The 13694-nt window shown below is 41.1% G+C and carries 11 protein-coding genes; 8 read left to right on the top strand and 3 right to left on the bottom strand.

What is annotated here, in order from left to right; genetic code table 11:
• The first annotated feature begins 134 nt into the window (after window positions 1–134).
• The 3 genes from efp to accC all read left to right on the top strand — a co-directional run bounded on the left by efp (window position 135) and on the right by accC (window position 2754).
• Entirely contained in the window at window positions 135–701 is a 567-nt protein-coding gene (efp, locus tag FRX45_RS19215; protein ID WP_152270102.1) for an elongation factor P, read from the top strand.
• A gap of 83 nt (window positions 702–784) precedes the next feature.
• Window positions 785–1252: an acetyl-CoA carboxylase biotin carboxyl carrier protein gene (gene accB, locus FRX45_RS19210; RefSeq protein WP_152270101.1), complete on the top strand. Its 468-nt coding sequence runs from the start codon at window positions 785–787 to the stop codon at window positions 1250–1252.
• Window positions 1253–1416: 164 nt separating this feature from the next.
• Entirely contained in the window at window positions 1417–2754 is a 1338-nt protein-coding gene (gene accC, locus FRX45_RS19205) for an acetyl-CoA carboxylase biotin carboxylase subunit (RefSeq protein ID WP_152270100.1), read from the top strand.
• A 158-nt stretch (window positions 2755–2912) separates the two neighbouring features.
• On the opposite strand, the gene FRX45_RS19200 is transcribed toward accC, so the two are convergent.
• Window positions 2913–5108 carry a glutamine synthetase III family protein gene (locus FRX45_RS19200; RefSeq protein WP_152270099.1) on the bottom strand — a complete coding sequence of 732 codons (2196 nt, stop codon included), beginning with the start codon at window positions 5106–5108 and terminating at the stop codon, window positions 2913–2915.
• Window positions 5109–5272: 164 nt separating this feature from the next.
• Window positions 5273–6496 carry a hypothetical protein gene (locus FRX45_RS19195; protein ID WP_152270098.1) on the bottom strand — a complete coding sequence of 408 codons (1224 nt, stop codon included), beginning with the start codon at window positions 6494–6496 and terminating at the stop codon, window positions 5273–5275.
• A 145-nt stretch (window positions 6497–6641) separates the two neighbouring features.
• Here FRX45_RS19195 and FRX45_RS19190 point away from each other — a divergent pair, with 145 nt between their 5' ends.
• Window positions 6642–7796 (top strand): glycosyltransferase family 4 protein, encoded by a 1155-nt coding sequence (locus FRX45_RS19190; protein WP_152270097.1) that lies wholly within the window; start codon window positions 6642–6644, stop codon window positions 7794–7796.
• Window positions 7797–7798: 2 nt separating this feature from the next.
• Here the strand turns inward: FRX45_RS19190 and FRX45_RS19185 are convergent, their stop codons facing one another.
• On the bottom strand, window positions 7799–8737 hold the full coding sequence (locus tag FRX45_RS19185) for a glycosyltransferase (protein WP_152270096.1): 939 nt from the start codon (window positions 8735–8737) through the stop codon (window positions 7799–7801).
• 426 nt (window positions 8738–9163) lie between these two features.
• Between FRX45_RS19185 and FRX45_RS19180 the strand changes: the two genes are divergently transcribed.
• The 4 genes from FRX45_RS19180 to FRX45_RS19165 are packed head-to-tail and all read left to right on the top strand — an operon-like array spanning window position 9164 to window position 13606.
• On the top strand, window positions 9164–10327 hold the full coding sequence (locus FRX45_RS19180) for a patatin-like phospholipase family protein (RefSeq protein WP_152270095.1): 1164 nt from the start codon (window positions 9164–9166) through the stop codon (window positions 10325–10327).
• Window positions 10328–10330: 3 nt separating this feature from the next.
• On the top strand, window positions 10331–11740 hold the full coding sequence (locus FRX45_RS19175; RefSeq protein WP_152270094.1) for a TRAFs-binding domain-containing protein: 1410 nt from the start codon (window positions 10331–10333) through the stop codon (window positions 11738–11740).
• 9 nt (window positions 11741–11749) lie between these two features.
• Window positions 11750–12430: a hypothetical protein gene (locus FRX45_RS19170; protein ID WP_152270093.1), complete on the top strand. Its 681-nt coding sequence runs from the start codon at window positions 11750–11752 to the stop codon at window positions 12428–12430.
• Window positions 12431–12436: 6 nt separating this feature from the next.
• Complete coding sequence (locus tag FRX45_RS19165) at window positions 12437–13606, top strand: toll/interleukin-1 receptor domain-containing protein (protein WP_152270092.1); 1170 nt, start codon at window positions 12437–12439, stop codon at window positions 13604–13606.
• Window positions 13607–13694 lie beyond the last annotated feature (88 nt).

The raw sequence follows: 13694 nt of genomic DNA, 5'->3' as shown, positions 1-13694 counted from the left end.
AGCACAAAAATACCCGAAAATTATTTAAATGGTAACGCCTTATTCATAGCGGGGAAAAATGGTGCATTGGTTTCGGTTCCTGTTTAAATAATGCAAAAACCTCTTATCTTTGCGCCACTTTTTAAAAAACAAACATGGCAAATACAGCAGATATCAGCAGGGGAATGATCCTCAAATTAGACGGCAGCTTGTATAGCGTAGTGGAATTTGGCGAAAATAAAACCGCCAGGGCTGCTGCTAAAGTATGGGCCAAACTTAAAGGTATCGAAAACAACCGCAGTATCGAAAAAACATGGAATTCCGGCGATAGTATCTATCCTGTGCGGGTGGAAAGAAAGGGCTACCAGTATTTGTATAAAGATGATTCGGGGTATAATTTTATGGATAATGAAACCTTTGAGCAGATCATCGTACAGGAGCCGCTTATAGATGCACCTCAATTTTTAAAAGAGGCGCAGGAAGTTTCTGTACTGATCAATACCGAAACTGAATTACCTATGAGTGTAGAATTGCCTGATAAAATTGTTGTGCTGGTTACTTACAGCGAGCCGGGAATCAGAGGCGATACGGCCACACGTACATTAAAAGCTGCCACTATTGAAACCGGGGCTACTGTAATGGTGCCTCTTTTTGTAGAAGAAGGAGAATTAATCAGGATCAATACTAAAAACGGAGAATATGTTGAAAGGGTTAAAAACTGATTTTTGGGTATATTTACCCTGAATTCCTATCTTAGCCGCCGGTTTCCAAACAATTGACGGTTAAATAAATTAAACTCACCCACATGGATTTTAAGCAAATTCAGGAGTTGATAAAGATCATCAACAAATCGAATATTGGAGAAATTAGCGTAGAAGATAAAGATTTCAAAATTACAATAAGGCAAAAAGAAGAGCATATTACCCAGGTTGTATCATCGCCATCCTCCCAACAATTCTTTGCCCCCCCGGCGACTGCAACCGAACCGGCGCACGATAAAGCTAAACCGGCGGCTGAGCCCAAAGCGGATAATCTTCTTACTATTAAAAGTCCGATGATAGGCACTTTTTACCGCCGGGCATCGCCGGATAAACCTTTATTTGTTGAAGTAGGCGATGAAGTAACAGTTGGAAAAGTGGTTTGCATTATTGAAGCCATGAAGCTCTTTAACGAAATTGAAAGTGAAGTGAGTGGCAAAATAGTGAAGATCCTGGCCGATGATGCCAGCCCGGTGGAATATGACCAGCCGCTGTTTCTGGTGGAACCTAATTAATTTGAAAACCTGTCTGCCGACAGGTAGATTTGAAAATCAGCCAGCCGGCAGGCTGGTGTGCGAATGTGAAAAGGGTGCACCTCATTTTTAACGGGTAAAATCAATTTTCAAATTTTCCCTGTCTGCCGACAGGCAGGAAATTCCCGAATTTTCAAATTGAATACATGTTCAAAAAAATACTTATTGCAAATCGTGGTGAAATTGCATTGCGGATCATTCGCACCTGCAGGGAAATGGGCATAAAAACAGTGGCCGTATATTCCACTGCAGATAAGGATAGCCTGCATGTAAAATTTGCAGATGAAGCAGTATGCCTGGGTCGTCCGCAAAGCGCAGACTCTTATCTTAATATTCCTCATCTTATGGCTGCCGTAGAAATTACCAATGCGGATGCCATTCACCCCGGCTATGGTTTTTTAGCTGAAAATGCCAGGTTCGCCCAAATTTGCTGTGAGCATGGAATAAAATTTATTGGACCCACTCCGGGCATGATCACCGCTATGGGCGATAAAATTACAGCCAAAGAAACAATGATTAAAGCGGGTGTTCCCGTAGTGCCCGGTGGTGAAGGATTGCTGGGAAGTGTGGATGAGGCAAAAGGACTGGCAAAAGAGATTGGGTATCCTGTAATTTTAAAAGCAACAGCAGGTGGCGGTGGTAAGGGTATGCGGGTGGTTTGGGAAGAAGGTGAAATAGAAAAAGCATACGACAACGCAAAAGCAGAAGCAGGAGCATCGTTTAAGAATGACGGGATATACATGGAGAAATTTGTAGAAGAACCGCGTCATATTGAAATACAAATAGCCGGCGACCGTTATGGCAAAGTTTGTCATATGAGTGAAAGGGATTGCTCCATTCAACGCCGTCACCAGAAGCTGGTAGAAGAGTCACCCTCTCCGTTCATGACAAACGATCTGCGCGAAAAAATGGGCGAAGCGGCGGTGAAAGCCGCTTCCGCTATTAATTATGAAAGCGTGGGTACTATAGAATTTCTTGTGGACAAACACAGGAATTTTTATTTTATGGAGATGAATACCCGCATACAGGTGGAACATTGTGTTACAGAAGAAGTAACCAATTTTGACCTGGTCAAAGAACAAATAAAGATTGCCTCCGGCGAATCTATTTCGGGCAGAAATTATTACCCCGAAATGCATGCTATAGAATGCCGGATCAATGCGGAAGATCCATACAACGATTTTCGTCCTTCACCAGGAAAAATAACGGTATTGCATCAGCCGGGCGGACACGGGGTGCGTATTGATTCGCATACCTATGCGGGTTATGTTATTCCTCCCTATTACGATTCTATGATCGGTAAAATCATTGCCGTTGCCCGCACCAGGGAAGAAGCCATTAATACCATGAGCCGGGCTTTAAGTGAATATGTAATTGAAGGTGTAAAAACCACCATCCCCTTTCACCAGCAACTCATGCGCAACGAAGATTTCAGAAAAGGCAATTTCACTACCAAATTTCTTGACACTTTTACAATGCAATAGCCTTGTTGATTGGTTTGGTTAACAGGAAAATAAACCTGATACAGATAGCTCATGGCTGATGGCTGACCGCTCACTTACCGCTTTCCACTATTCACTCTTTCCAAATAAAACGCCCCTGAAAATATCCAGAGGCGTTCGCTGATGTATGGGGCTTGTGTCTATCTCAAAAACAATAACTCGCGGTATTTCGGTAACAACCAGTACTGATCGTCTACCAACAATTCCAGCTTATCAACATGGTAGCGGATCTTATCAAAAAAGGCATCTTTAACCTGGCTTTGATACGCTATGGCTTTTGTGCGTGTGCCTTCAATCTTGTTCACTATTTTTCTTGCCTCAATCATTTTTTCAACTCCGTCTGCCACCTGGCCAATATGTTCAGATATTTTTTCGAGTATCTGCAACTGGTTGGCATAGGATGATTCCGGCAAACCCAGGTCTTTAAGCCCGCGGATATTATTGATAAGGATGTTCTGATATTTTACCGAACAGGGTAAGATATGACTGGTGCAGAGCTCTCCCATGATACGGCTTTCGATCTGCACTTTTTTAATGTATTTTTCCAGTTCAATTTCATGCCGCGCTTCAATCTCGGAATGATGATATATACCCAGGTCTTCAAACAATTTTTTAGCCTTGTCTGTAACCATCGCATCTAATGCCAATGGCGTTGTTCTTACATTGGGCAAACCCCGCCTTTCCGCTTCATGATGCCATTCATCACTATATCCATCTCCTTCAAACAATACTTTTTCGGAACTGGTTATGTATTCACGGATAACATGCATGATGGCAATTTCCTTCTTCTCTCCTTTATCTATCAGGGCATCCACTTCTTTTTTAAACTGGGTTAAAGTATTTGCCATAATAGCGTTAAGGGTAGTCATAGGAATACCACAGTTAGCGGTAGAGCCTACGGCGCGGAATTCAAATTTATTACCGGTAAAGGCAAAAGGTGAAGTACGGTTACGGTCTGTATTATCCAATAATAATTCCGGGATGTTTTTATGAATGTCTAATTTCAGAAGGATCTCATCCTGTTCTGAAAAATTATCGCCCACTCTTGTTTTAATTTCAGTTAATACCTCATTCAGGTATTTGCCGATAAATACCGAAATAATAGCGGGAGGAGCTTCATTAGCGCCTAACCTGTGATCATTACCGGCAGATGCAATAGAAGCGCGGAGCAGATCGGCATAATCATCCACCGCTTTAATTACATTCACAAAAAAAGTAAGGAACATCAGGTTGGTTTTGGGCGTTTTACCCGGAGCCAGCAGGTTAACGCCGGTATCTGTTGACATGCTCCAGTTGTTGTGCTTGCCGCTTCCGTTAATACCTGCAAAAGGCTTTTCATGCAGGAGCGCTACCAGGTTATGATGCCTCGCGATCCTGGTCATAAGATCCATTAAAAGAATATTATGATCAACAGCCAGGTTCGCTTCCTCAAAAATAGGAGCGCATTCAAACTGGGCGGGTGCTACCTCATTATGGCGGGTTCTTAATGGAATGCCAAGGCGATATGCTTCTTCTTCAAAATCCCGCATAAAAGCATATATCCTTTCAGGAATAGATCCAAAATAATGGTCTTCTAATTGCTGGCCTTTGGCGGGCGAATGCCCAAATACTGTACGGCCGGTCATGATCAGATCGGGACGCGCATTGGCCAATCCGGCATCTACCACAAAATATTCCTGTTCCCATCCCAATGTGGCAATAACTTTGGTAACATTTTTATCAAAATAGTTACATACATCTACTGCGGCTTTATTTAAAGACTCCAGGGAGCGCAGTAAGGGCGTTTTGGTATCTAAAGATTCGCCCGTATAAGAAACAAATATGGTGGGTATACAAAGGGTATTGGCATCGCCAATATTCATGATAAATACCGGTGATGTGGGATCCCAGGCGGTATAGCCTCTTGCTTCAAAAGTGGCTCTTAATCCACCGGATGGGAAAGAAGAAGCATCCGGCTCCTGCTGTATAAGCGCGGCGCCGTCAAATTCTTCAATAGGTGTGCCATCGCCCTTTAGTGTAAAAAATGAATCATGCTTTTCGGCTGTTGTACCCGTTAAAGGCTGAAACCAGTGCGTAAAATGCGTAACACCTTTGGCTTCTGCCCAATGCCTTAAGCCCGCACCTATATGATTGCCCATGGTACGGTCTATTTTTTTTCCGGTTTTAATGGAAGCAACCAAACTTTTGTATGCTTCATCACTTAAATATTCACGGGCCGTTTTTAGTGTAAATACATTTTCTCCAAAAATTGTGGTTATTTTACGGGACCCCTCTACAAGGATTTCTTTCCCCAAACCAGATAAATGATTGATCGCATTAAACCGAAGTGATTCCATTTAATTTAAGTTTAATATATGTAATTTTTTACTATGATTATCAAAATCGAGGCAAAAATATTGTTTTTTTACTAAAATTAGTACCTAAATTTAAAAAACAGATTGATATAATTAAAAAAAAGACAGTTTATCTAATAAAATAAAATATTGGAATAATTAATTATTTATTGGGTAGCCGGAAGTTTTCTATTCAGCAATTCTGTAAAAGGAAGCAACAACAGCACGATATACAACGCTTTATAACGCACTATAGCTCCTGTAAACGGAACAGTATATCCTGTTATTAATAATCCTCCCAGCGAAACCATGATAAGAAAGAGGCAAAATGGTTGCAATAACTGGCGGAGCATATGCTTTCCGCCCCATAAAACAGCAAGAAGAATAATCGTTATAATCAATATCATCTCACCAAAAGCCATTAAATGAAAAGGGCTTTTTATTTCTGTTATATAGGGCCTTAAAAAAACATGATTGACCGCCTGCGGCAGTACTTCTGCATAGCTTTTGATAGTAGGCTTTAAAGGCGTTAGGGGTAATACAGTATTAGCCTCCAACGTTAAAAACTGGTGCTGTTTTTCTGCAAGTTTAAGCGGCAAATTAAATTTCGAAGGGAAACTTAAGGAAAGGAAAAAGAATACAATGCAGGCACTATAAATAATAAGATAGGCCAGGTAAGGCCTGGCTGGCACTACCTTTACAGAAATCCACCATGCCGCTATAGCAGGCAGCAGTATAAGCGCGTTAATATTGCGCAATAAAAAAATGAATACAAAACTGAGCACACACATTACCAGTTGCATCGCTGTTTGTTTTACAGTAATACAATAATGTACTGTATAAATCAATGTACCTGTAAAGAATACGATTAAACCATCTTTGTCTATACCACTGTTCCAAAACAGGCAGGAAGGGAGGAAAAAGACAATACAAAATATCAATAACCCGTTTTTTTGAATATGCCTTTTTGCAACAAAATAAATAAGGTATAGTCCCCAAAAAGATAAAGCATTAAAAAAAATGACATTAATATAGTAATTGCCACCGCTCAGTACATTGAAAACGGCGAGGAGTTTAATCAATAAATTTTCACCTGTATTGCTCCAGGGAGCATCATCAGCCGTAGAAAAAAAATCGGTGAGATTGTTGAACGTTATACCCGTAGAAAAAAAGGCGGAAGGACGTGTAAGCAGATTTTGATATTCTGCCAGTGATTCTTTAAAATATACCCAGCTATCGCTCACCGGGAAATAATGCGCATACACATAACCATATGCAAAGCCTGCGGCGAGTTTTGCAACAAAAGCAGCAATCAGCCAACGCTCATCTGCTGGTTTTCCCTTCCTGCGGTTAAGCCAGCGGAACAAAAAGCTGAAACCGGTAAAGTACAAGATTCCGGTGATGATATATAAGATAAGATGCAATGCCGATGAATAACAGTTGTAAAGATGCAGTGCAAAATAATCTATTGTGCTTTGATTAATAAATTTTTACTGTTTTATCATGAACCCTTACTTTTAAGCGATATACAGCATTATGCCAAAAATTTTGTTGGGAGTTTCCAGTTCGTTTTGCGCTAATTTCCTGAAAGGGCAGGTGGCGTTTTTAGTGCAGCGCGGCTTTGAAGTTATTATAATCAGCGGTCCGGGGGAAGAGATCAGCATGCTGGCCAAAAAAGAAAATGCCCGGCTGATCACTATAAATTTTACCAAAAGAATTTCGCCTATCACTGACCTTTTTCAACTTTTCCGGATTATTCGGTTAATAAGGCTGGAAAGACCCGATATCGTTAATGCCGGCAATCCCAAATCAGGTTTTCTTATTATGCTGGCCTGCCGGATCACTGGTTGTAAACACAAAATATTTACGCTTCATGGATTATTATCAGATACAAAAAAAGGATTGCTGCGCTGGCTGATCACTGCAACAGAAAAAATTTCATGCGGTATAGCAGACAAGGTGATAGCGGTAAGTCCTACTTTAAAGGCTCACGCAGAAAAAAGAAAGATCTTTCCGTTTGGAAAGGGTATGGTAATAGGAAAGGGAAGCGCTAATGGCATTGACCTGTATTCTTTTCCCGGCAAAAATGCTGTTACTGACAGGGCCACACAACTGAAAGACAGGCTTGATTTAAAAGAAGATGATATAGTAATCGGTTTTCTGGGCCGCTTATCAAAAGACAAAGGAATAGATATACTTTTTGATGCATTTAATATGCTGGTAAAAGAATATCCCTCTTTACGGCTGGTGCTGGCGGGACCCATTATTGAGGAAAACCCATTTTCCCGCCATTTGCTTCACCAGTTATATCACGATGAAAAAGTGATGTATCTCGGCAAATTATATGATGTGACACCTGTATATGGGATTATTGCTATGCTTGTTCTTCCGTCTTTTCGCGAAGGATTTCCCAATGTACTGATTGAAGCGGCTGCTATGGAAGTGCCTGTTATTGCTTCCAACATACCCGGTTGTAAAGATGCGGTGCAGGCCGGGATAAATGGAGAATTATTTGAAAAGGGAAACGTTGCTGCGCTGACAACCGTTCTGAAAAAGCTGATCACGAACAAAGCATTAAGGCAGCAATACGGAAGAAACGGAAGGAAATTTGTGAGTGATAATTTTTCCAATGAGGAAATATGGGCGGGGCAATTGAACCTGTATAAAAACATGCTGTTAACTAAGGAATAATATTAACCGCTCCCGTTTGAATTTCCGCCGAGGTCCAGTTCCGGAAATCTTTTTTGAAGGAAGGCGGTTATCCCGGATTTTTCAATTTGTTTTTCCCATGTCCATTCCCGCAGGTCAGGCATAGCATAAGGGAATGCGGAAATATGCTCCCAGGTAAAGTTGGAAAGATCCGGCAGCAGGTAAAAATACCGTCCTCCATATAGGCTTTCAAATTCCTTTATCCATTGATAATCTGAAGTAACAACAGGAATCCTGCAGGCGGCATAATCTAAAAATTTAGCCGATACCTGCTTGTTAAAAGGGGCAATGTCGGGCATGAAATTAATTGCATACCTGCACTGATCAATGTATGCGTATACCTGGTGATAAGGAACAGGTCCTTTAAAATAAATATTTTTACAGCCCGATAAACGCAGGGCCGTTTGCGTATAATGCTTACTCAGTACCAGTAATGTTCTGTCGCTTAAATTACCCTTTGCAAAACAATTCAGTAACACATCAATACCTCTTTTCTCATCTATATTTCCTGCATAAATGAAATCATAGCGTTTTTCAACCTTTTTTGAAACAGGTTCAATGTTCAATATGCCATGCCCACGCAAGCCATACGGGATACTATCGCTAAAATCAAACTGCTGACGAACATAATCACTGTAGAATATCCTATAGTCCGGCAAACAATTTATATTTTTCTTTATAACATTTTTAAGAGCGGCAAACGGTGGTATTGATGCAGAAGCATATTCATGAATAACAACTGTGTTTTTTTTTCGTCTTACCTGAGTACCCATAAAATACCATTCCACATCGGCAGGGGTGCCCTGTAAACCGCTTTGTTTCCTCACTTCGGTTATGATCCCGGGATATGCAGAAAAAAAAGAAATATACGCTTCAATCTCCGGCAAAAAAGCCCTGTTATCATGAATAAAAGCAATGGTCATAACAGGATAAATATAAAGGAAACCCCGACAATTTCGGCAGAAGGCAGTTAGCAGGCATGCAAACAGCAAGAAACTCCTGTTAAAACAGGAGTTTGCTAAAACTAACTACCTAAAATAAAAAATATATCCTTTTGAGGATAGGCGCTGAAGTTCGCACAGATTCGCAGGCTGCAACGTTAAACAAATTTGAATAATGGTTAAAAGATGGTTATTGACCCAGGAACCCGGTTTGGGAATTACAGGGATTCAACTCGTCATTTCAAAAAACTTAACAAAAGCACACTTGACAAAAAACGGTAACATTTTTACTTACTACCGGTTACTGGTTAGATAACCCATTTTGGGGATTGCAAATGAGGATGTTAATGATTATATTAACGCCCAAATCATGACAAGGATATCCCTAACGACACAAACCTCAACAACATGACACTTTCTGAACATTTCTCAAGCAACAGTTCTCCCAAACGTATTCTTGCGCTGGATGGCGGTGGTATCCGCGGCGCATTGTCACTTGGCTATCTTCAGCGAATTGAAGATATTTTACGAAAACAGCATGGCAATGATAAAAATTTCAGGCTTAGCGATTATTTCGATTTAATTGGTGGAACGAGCACCGGTTCTATTATAGCATCCTGCCTGGCCATTGGCATGAAGGTGCAGGATATAAAGAATATGTATATGGAACTGGGCGATAAAATATTCGGCAAAAAAAACAAATGGTGGAAAATTTTTGAAATAGACGACCTGCTGAAAGCAACCTATAAAGCCAGGCCCTTAGAAGATGAGCTGCAAAAACTATTTGGAGATATTAAGCTGGAAAGTGATAAAATAAAGACAGGCCTATGCATTATTGCAAAACGTGCGGATACCAACAGTGTATGGCCATTAATCAACCATCCCGGCGGAAAATACTTTAACAGTGCAGACGGGCTGAACAAAGATATATTGCTGTGGAAAGCGGTAAGGGCAAGTGCGGCAGCACCCACTTATTTCCTTCCCCAGATTATTGATGTGGGCGGAGGCTTGCATGAAGCTGCTTTTGTAGACGGTGGTGTTAGCATGGCCAATAACCCGGCCTTGCAGCTATTGATGGTAGCCACTTTACAGGGATTCCCCTTTAAATGGAAATGCGGAGCGAACAACTTGCTCATTGTTTCTGTAGGTACTGGAATGAGCAGATGGAAACAAATTCCGGCTAACGTTAAAAAAAACAATCTCTTAAACTGGGCAAAGCAGTTACCCGATATGTTTATGCAGGATGCGAGCTGGCACAACCAGATTATCATGCAATGGCTGAGCAATTCGCCCACAGCATGGCCAATTGACGGAGAAATAGGAAAACTCGAAAATGACTGCATCAGCGGATCCAAGAAAGATGGCGGTCTGATGTCGTACCTGCGCTATAATCTCTGGCTTGATGCTGAAACGTTAAAGCCCCTAATGAAAAAAGATTATACCCAAAGTGAAATTGATGGATTAACAGAAATGAGCAATGCAGCCAGCAGGTTCGAATTGTATGATATCGGCGTAAAAGCTGCTTCCGCTGAGGTGAAAGAAAATCATTTTGCTGATACCTTTAAACTATAGTAAATGGCAAGTCTTTGTTTCGTTCTGATGCCATTTGGCGTAAAAACAGATGGCAACAAGAAAGAAATTGATTTCAATAAAGTATACGATTCATTTATTAAAAAAGCGATTGAGCTGGCAGGACTGTCGCCTATCCGGGCCGATGAGGAAAAAGGCGGCGGACTCATTCACAAACCCATGTATGAGCGGTTGCTCTATTGCGAATTTGCTGTTGCCGATCTGAGTTTTGCCAATGCCAATGTGTTTTACGAATTGGGTATACGCCATGCAGTAAAACCATTCACTACGGTCAGCATATTTGAAGCCAATACCAAACTGCCGTTTGACGTAGCGCCCCTGAGGGCTTTGCCCTATAACTTTGAAGCAGGAGAAGTGCTGGATTGTGCACAAAAGATCAAAGACCTCTCTGATATTATACGTATAAATCTTGATGCGCAACAGGCGCAGGCAGACAGTCCCATCAGCGAGATGATTCCCGCTTATATTTTTCCTGAATTAAATACACTGCAGGCAAAGGCGGACTCTTTCAAAGAAATCATAAAAGAAACGAATAATACCAAGCAAAAAATTCAAACGCTGGTAAAGCAATGGAAACAATGGGATATAAAGGAGAAAAGAGACGGCACTTCCAATGAAGAGAAGGCTTCCGGCGAAAAAGAGAAAATTAAGCTGGCAGAACAATTAAAAGCAATAGAAAACGAGGCAGGGAAAGGGTTAAAATACAACTACGACCTGGTATATGCGTTAATGAGCGCCTATAAAGCCACCAATGCTTTCAATGAAGTGGCAAGAATGATACAACCATTGGTGAAAAGGGAAAGAAAAGGCGATATCTATCTTCACCAGCAACTGGCGCTGGCGCTAAATAAAACAAAGCAAAGAGAGGAGGCGGAGCAGATACTCAACGATATCATTAATAAATACGGACCCGACCCGGAAACCAATGGGTTATTGGGAGCTGTATATAAAGGGCTCATGGATGATAACGCCGGTGATGAGCTGCTGGCAGCGGCATACAGGGGTAAATCCATTGAAGCTTATTTAAAAGGTTTTGATGCTGACCCCAGGGATTTTTATCCGGGAGTGAATGCACTTACCTTATTGTTTTTTGAAAATGCAGACGATCCCAGGTTTAAAAGATATTTTCCATTGGTAACTTATTCGGTAGAAAGACAATTAGATACCAATAAAAATAACTATTGGGTGCAGGCAACAGCGCTTGAACTGGCTGCGCTGGAGTTGAATGAAGCAAAATCCAAACAATTTCTTGCCACTGCGTTAACCTGCAACCCGGCCAAATGGGAAAAAGAAACAACAGCCGGGAACCTCAAAAAAATATATACCAAAGCCACACTTCTTCAAAGCAAAGAAAAACTGGCGTGGCTGATGACCTGTATTGAAAGACTTATTTAAACAGTACTTATGGCTTACCGCGATCAATGGAAAATGCTCCATTTGCTCAACACAAGCATGCGTGGAGCACTTAAAGAAACAGAATTGATAGAAATGGGTATTGATTGTTATCCCGATACCATTCAGTATCTGAAAGATGATGGAATAGTTGAGATGGATGGTACCGGCGTTTACAGTCTCAATCCTATGGTTCGCCGCATGCTCAACAAATTTATGATAGCAATGGGCGCCGGCGATATGAAAGAAATCTATGTTGATGTTCCTTCCTGTTTTATTGTTATGCCTTTTTCGGAGGAATGGTCGGATACTGTATTTTACGATTTCATTCAGCCTGCTGTTATAAAATCTAAAATGGAATGTGTTCGTGGAGATATGATTCCACGGGTTGGCAAATTATCTGAAAATATTGTAAAACAAATACAACGCACAGGATTGGTAATAGCCGATATTTCAGTACCCAATGCCAATGTGTTTTATGAGTTAGGCATTGCCGATGCAATAGGGAGAGATGTTTTTTTGTTGTATGAAAAGAATATTGAGCAAAACCTCCCGGCGGACATACAGGGGGCGCACTATTATGCGTACGACAGAAATAATATTCCGGAGTCGGTTGAACGCTTCGCTGAAAGTTTAATACAATGGAAAGAGCTTTATCGTGTGGATGTTACTTTAAAATATTGCCGCAAATAACTACGTATGCAACTTCTCTCACAAATAACAATACCAACAGGCAAAAAAGAGGCAGTTATTCAATTGCTGTTGGGCGATCTTTCGGCTATACCCAAAGAACATGCCGTTGATATACTGGTGGTTTCCGCATTTCCCAATGATTATATGGCTTTAAAGGGATCATTGTTCCTTGCACTCCAAAATAAAGGACTTTCTGTTCAGGCACTGGCTGCAAATAAACAAATAGACTTAGTGGCCCAGTTGGGATGCTGGCTGTCGGCTCCGCTTCCCACCGAACAAAAAAATAAATTCAATTTTAAAAAAATCCTTTGCTTTGAACCGCAGTACCATTCAAGCGAACCCCAAACCATTGTAGGAAATATTTTCAGGTGTATTAATACTTTCGCCTTTGATGAAGAAAATGATGAAATAGCCATGCCGGTACTGGCAACAGGATACCAAAAAGTTCCTATACAAAAGATGCTGCCCCCTTTGCTCGAAAATGCTATTTTCTGGCTGCAGAACGGGCTGCCGCTCAAATGCATTAAATTGGTTTTATACCGGCAGGAGCAGGCAGATGCAGCATTACCCATTTTTGAACAGGTAAAACAACTGCTGGTAAAAAAAACAGAGGAGGAAATAAAAAATATAAGCGACTTTCCCCGGCGGCCACCTGCAGTGGCTTACCCTGCAGTTGCTGAACCCGAAACGGTTTATGCTCCCGGAAATGCGGAACGCAATAATGAATCAACCAGCGCAGCACCGCCGGTAGTATTGCAACCCCATAGCGCACCCACTCCAACCTATGATCTGTTCATCAGCTATTCGCATAAGCAAACTGAAGCGGTACAGGAATTCGTAAAAGCCATACAGGAAAAGAAAGATGCGCTTAATATTTTTTACGACAGGAGCAGCATACCGGCAGGCGGATTATGGATCAGGAAAATTTCAGAAGCCATACAAAACTCAAAATCGGTACTCTGCATTTTAACACCCGAATATAGTAAATCGGATGTATGCTGGGATGAGTTTCAATGCGCCAAAGTAATGGAACTGCGAACAAAGAAAAGCATCATTAAAACGATCAATTTTATTAAAGACGAGGATATGCCGCCTATGTTTGCCATCTATAGTTATATAGATTGCACTGAAGCTGATTTACAAAAACTAAAAAGCAGTGCGGATCAGTTTTTATAATAAATTATGAACCTGATGAAACCAGTGGCATAGGAGTTAAGCATTTATTGTTGTAACTTAACAGCATGCGTATAGACCAGGGATTAAA

The sequence above is a fragment of the Agriterribacter humi genome, assembly GCF_009192765.1.
GTDB classification, from domain to species: domain Bacteria; phylum Bacteroidota; class Bacteroidia; order Chitinophagales; family Chitinophagaceae; genus Agriterribacter; species Agriterribacter humi.
Note: the sequence above shows the minus strand (reverse complement) of the source record. Positions and strands in the feature narration are given on the sequence as shown.